Origin of the sequence: Pseudomonas protegens, assembly GCF_003732485.1 — a bacterium.
Lineage (GTDB): Bacteria > Pseudomonadota > Gammaproteobacteria > Pseudomonadales > Pseudomonadaceae > Aquipseudomonas > Aquipseudomonas protegens_B.
On sequence record NZ_MOAK01000086.1, the window covers coordinates 409,370 to 411,148 of the forward strand.

At 65.9% G+C, this 1,779-nt stretch carries 2 protein-coding genes; both read left to right on the plus strand.

Translation table 11 applies throughout. The features are described from left to right. Positions 1-1,257, plus strand: a 1,257-nt coding sequence (locus BLX41_RS28825) for a methyl-accepting chemotaxis protein (protein WP_185073837.1), incomplete at its 5' end; no start/stop codon positions are given. Further along, positions 1,257-1,779: chemotaxis protein CheW (locus BLX41_RS33895; RefSeq protein ID WP_185073839.1), on the plus strand; the 523-nt coding region annotated here is incomplete at its 3' end. The genes BLX41_RS28825 and BLX41_RS33895, both read left to right, overlap by 1 nt.

Below are 1,779 nucleotides of genomic sequence, written 5' to 3' on the forward strand. Positions count from 1 at the left end.
GAGTTCAACCGCATCCAGGTCGCCGTGCTCGACCTGCACCAGAAGCGCCAGGAAGCCGAGGCGATCCGCCTGTTCAACGAACAGCTGACCCCGGCCTGGATTGCCGGCCGCATGAAACTCAACGACATCATCAGCGAGAACAAGGCCGTGGCGGACTCCGCCACCGCCGCCATCGACGATGCGGTGGCCGCGGCCAAGGTCAGCATGGGCGTGTCGCTGCTGCTGGCGGTGCTGGCTGCCGGGCTCTGCGGCCTGCTGCTGATGCGCGCAATCATGGCGCCGATGAACCGCATCGTGAGCATTCTGGAAATCATGCGCACCGGTGACCTCAGCGGTCGTTTGAACCTGGACCGCAAGGACGAGTTCGGCGCCGTGGAAACCGGCTTCAACGACATGATGACCGAGCTTACCGCCCTGGTATCGCAGGCCCAGCGGTCGTCGGTGCAGGTCACTACATCGGTAACCGAAATTGCCGCCACCTCCAAGCAGCAACAGGCCACCGCCACCGAGACCGCCGCCACCACCACGGAAATTGGCGCCACCTCGCGGGAAATCGCCGCGACCTCCCGGGATCTGGTGCGCACCATGACTGAAGTGTCCAGCGCGGCCGATCAGGCCTCGGTGCTTGCCGGTTCCGGCCAGCAGGGCCTGGCGCGCATGGAAGACACCATGCACTCGGTAATGGGCGCCGCAGACCTGGTGAACGCCAAGCTGGCGATCCTCAACGAGAAGGCCGGCAATATCAACCAGGTGGTGGTGACCATCGTCAAGGTCGCCGACCAGACCAACCTGCTGTCGTTGAACGCCGCCATCGAGGCGGAGAAGGCCGGTGAGTACGGTCGCGGCTTTGCCGTGGTGGCCACTGAAGTGCGACGTTTGGCGGACCAGACCGCCGTCGCCACCTATGACATCGAACAGATGGTCCGCGAGATCCAGTCGGCGGTGTCGGCGGGGGTCATGGGCATGGACAAGTTTTCCGAAGAAGTGCGTCGCGGCATGGCCGAGGTGCAGCAGGTGGGCGAGCAGCTGTCGCAGATCATTCATCAGGTCCAGGCCCTGGCGCCTCGGGTGCTGATGGTCAATGAGGGGATGCAGGCCCAGGCCACCGGTGCCGAGCAGATCAACCACGCCCTGGTGCAACTGGGGGATGCCAGCAGCCAGACCGTCGAGTCCCTGCGCCAGGCCAGCTTTGCCATTGATGAGCTGAGCCAGGTGGCCGTGGGCCTGCGCAGCGGCGTCTCGCGTTTCAAAGTCTGATGGATGAGCTCGCGCACAAGCGCGGCGCCGCAGCCGGGGCGCGCAGTGCTCTGTTCCTGGTGTTCCGCATCGGTCAGGAGCGCTATGCGCTACAAGCGGTCGACGTGGTGGAGGTGTTGCCGCGCCTGCAGCTCAAGCCCATTGCCCAGGCACCGTCCTGGGTCGCTGGGGTCTTTGCCTATCGCGGGGTAGTGGTGCCGGTCATCGACCTGTGCGAGCTGACGTTCGGGCGCGCGGCGCAGCTGCGGACCAGTACCCGGCTGGTGCTGGTGCACTACCGGGGCGACGTCGCCCAGCCGCCGCGGGTGCTTGGGTTGCTGCTGGAACAGGCCAACGACACGCTGCGCTGCGACCCCGCGGAGTTCCAGCCCTATGGCCTGGACAACCGCCAGGCGCCGTATCTGGGGCCGGTGCGTGAAGACGCCCAGGGGCTTTTGCAATGGGTGCGGGTCGACGACTTGCTGGGTGCGCAGGTGCGTGAGTTGCTGTTTCCTGCCGAGCCTCTGGACCCGGCGTCGCTTG